Origin of the sequence: Rothia sp. HMSC065B04 (assembly GCF_001812285.1) — a bacterium.
GTDB lineage: Bacteria > Actinomycetota > Actinomycetes > Actinomycetales > Micrococcaceae > Rothia > Rothia mucilaginosa.
The window spans coordinates 1-3,452 of record NZ_KV808398.1 but is presented as its reverse complement, the minus strand read 5'-3'; the positions used below and the strand labels follow the sequence as shown (position 1 = coordinate 3,452).

The following is a 3,452-nucleotide window of genomic DNA, read 5'->3' as shown; positions in this document are numbered from 1 at the left end:
TCATTGCCACAACTTCGGCGGTGTACTTGAGCCCCGCTACATTATCGGCGCAGAATCACTTGACCAGTGAGCTGTTACGCACTCTTTCAAGGATGGCTGCTTCTAAGCCAACCTCCTGGTTGTCTAAGCAACTCCACATCCTTTCCCACTTAGCACACGCTTAGGGGCCTTAGTTGGTGGTCTGGGCTGTTTCCCTCTCGACAATGAAGCTTATCCCCCACTGTCTCACTGCTACGCTCTCACTTACCGGCATTCGGAGTTTAGCTGACGTCAGTAACCCGTGAAGGCCCATCGGCCATCCAGTAGCTCTACCTCCGGCAAGAAACACGTAACGCTGCACCTAAATGCATTTCGGGGAGAACCAGCTATCACAGAGTTTGATTGGCCTTTCACCCCTATCCACAGCTCATCCCCTCCATTTTCAACTGAAGTGGGTTCGGTCCTCCACGACGTCTTACCGTCGCTTCAACCTGGCCATGGATAGATCACTCCGCTTCGGGTCTAGGTCATGCCACTCAAACGCCCTATTCAGACTCGCTTTCGCTACGGATACCCCACACGGGTTAACCTCGCGACATAACACTAACTCGCAGGCTCATTCTTCAAAAGGCACGCTGTCACCCCAAAAGGCTCCAACGGCTTGTAAGCACACGGTTTCAGGTACTATTTCACTCCCCTCCCGGGGTACTTTTCACCATTCCCTCACGGTACTGATTCACTATCGGTCATTAAGAAGTATTTAGACTTACCAGGTGGTCCTGGCAGATTCACACGAGATTCCACGAGCCCCGTGCTACTCGGGTGGCCACACCACGGACAGAACAATTTCGATTACGGGACTCTCACCCTCTACGGCCGACCATTCCAAGTCGTTCACCTACCATCCTGAACATCATGCCGGCAGCCAGTTAGAACTGCCACTGTGACTCCCACAACCCCCATGATGCAACGCCTAACCGCTATCACACACCACAGGTTTAGTCTCTTCCGCTTTCGCTCGCCACTACTCACAGAATCATTACTTTATTTTCTCTTCCTGCGGGTACTGAGATGTTTCACTTCCCCGCGTTCCCCCCAACCAGCCTATACATTCAGCTGGCGGTAACTCACCATGAAGATGAGCCAGGTTTCCCCATTCGGAAATCCTCGGATCACAGCCCAGTTATCGGCTCCCCGAGGCTTATCGCAGATTCACACGTCCTTCATCGGCTCTTAATGCCAAGGCATCCACCGTGTGCCCTTAATAACTTACACACAATCAAGAAAAATAAGAATCTAAAATCAACAATCAAACCAACACCAAAGCATTGATTCAACGCAAATTCCAGAAGATGCTCGCGTCCACTATATAGTTCTCAAACAACAACCCACAACACAACAACAACACAACCACAACAGCTGCATCATCACCATGCCAGGCAAACAAAGGAACAACACATGCGTGTTACCCCAAAACCCAACAATGCGCCTCATCCAACCCAAAACCAACATTCCACCCATGAGCAAAACCACCCACCCGACACTCGCGGGTAGCATGGCCAACTAAATGTGCTCCTTAGAAAGGAGGTGATCCAGCCGCACCTTCCGGTACGGCTACCTTGTTACGACTTAGTCCCAATCGCCAATCCCACCTTAGACGGCTCCCTCCCAAAAGGGTTAGGCCACCGGCTTTGGGTGTTACCAACTTTCGTGACTTGACGGGCGGTGTGTACAAGGCCCGGGAACGTATTCACCGCAGCGTTGCTGATCTGCGATTACTAGCGACTCCGACTTCATGGGGTCGAGTTGCAGACCCCAATCCGAACTGAGACCGGCTTTTAGGGATTAGCTCCACCTCACAGTATCGCAACCCTCTGTACCGGCCATTGTAGCATGCGTGAAGCCCAAGACATAAGGGGCATGATGATTTGACGTCATCCCCACCTTCCTCCGAGTTGACCCCGGCAGTCTCCTATGAGTCCCCACCATAACGTGCTGGCAACATAGAACGAGGGTTGCGCTCGTTGCGGGACTTAACCCAACATCTCACGACACGAGCTGACGACAACCATGCACCACCTGTATACCAGCCCCGAAGGGAAACACCATCTCTGATGCGGTCCAGTATATGTCAAGCCTTGGTAAGGTTCTTCGCGTTGCATCGAATTAATCCGCATGCTCCGCCGCTTGTGCGGGCCCCCGTCAATTTCTTTGAGTTTTAGCCTTGCGGCCGTACTCCCCAGGCGGGGCACTTAATGCGTTAGCTACGGCGCGGAAAACGTGGAATGTCCCCCACACCTAGTGCCCAACGTTTACGGCATGGACTACCAGGGTATCTAATCCTGTTCGCTCCCCATGCTTTCGCTTCTCAGCGTCAGTTACAGCCCAGAGACCTGCCTTCGCCATCGGTGTTCCTCCTGATATCTGCGCATTCCACCGCTACACCAGGAATTCCAGTCTCCCCTACTGCACTCTAGTCTGCCCGTACCCACTGCAATACACGGAGTTAAGCCCCGGCCTTTCACAGCAGACGCGACAAACCGCCTACAAGCTCTTTACGCCCAATAATTCCGGACAACGCTCGCGCCCTACGTATTACCGCGGCTGCTGGCACGTAGTTAGCCGGCGCTTTCTCTGCAGGTACCGTCAATCTCTCTTCTTCCCTGCTAACAGAGGTTTACAACCCGAAGGCCGTCATCCCTCACGCGGCGTCGCTGCATCAGGCTTGCGCCCATTGTGCAATATTCCCCACTGCTGCCTCCCGTAGGAGTCTGGGCCGTGTCTCAGTCCCAGTGTGGCCGGTCACCCTCTCAGGCCGGCTACCCGTCGTCGCCTTGGTGAGCCATTACCTCACCAACAAGCTGATAGGCCGTGAGCCCATCTATAACCACTACATAACGCTTTCCACCAACACCCCATGCGGAGATTGGTCGTATCCGGTATTAGACCCAGTTTCCCAGGCTTATCCCAGAGTTAAAGGTAGGTTACTCACGTATTACTCACCCGTTCGCCACTAATCCACCTAGCAAGCTAGGCTTCATCGTTCGACTTGCATGTGTTAAGCACGCCGCCAGCGTTCGTCCTGAGCCAGAATCAAACTCTCCGTTGAAAAAATAGAAAAGCTTGATAATCTGATCTCAAACAGCGAATCACACACGGGGGTGCGTGACTCAAGCTGACTAAATTTGAAACCATTTGATGATTATCAAATATAAATAAATATTTGGTATTAGTTTCAGTTTCCATCACCATTCGGTGATTTTATTGAACAAAGCACACTATTGAGTTCTCAAGCAACACACCGATTCAACACCTCAACTTACTCTTTCGAGAAGTCTTACCGTTGAACGGTCATTCATGTTATTTCGTTATCACCGCGTTCCCGCGGCAACTCAATCAACTATACCAGCGTTTTGTATGTCATGCAAATCCGTTTTCCGTGATTCGCACCACAAAGTTTCTTTCCTAAACTC

General features: G+C 51.8%; 2 rRNA genes. Both read right to left on the bottom strand.

Annotated elements, in window-relative coordinates:
- Positions 1–1,254, bottom strand: a 23S ribosomal RNA gene (locus tag HMPREF2845_RS00010); the annotation flags it as partial.
- Between the two features lie 305 nt (positions 1,255–1,559).
- Positions 1,560–3,088: ribosomal RNA gene (locus HMPREF2845_RS00005) — 16S ribosomal RNA — on the bottom strand.
- Positions 3,089–3,452: the final 364 nt, after the last annotated feature.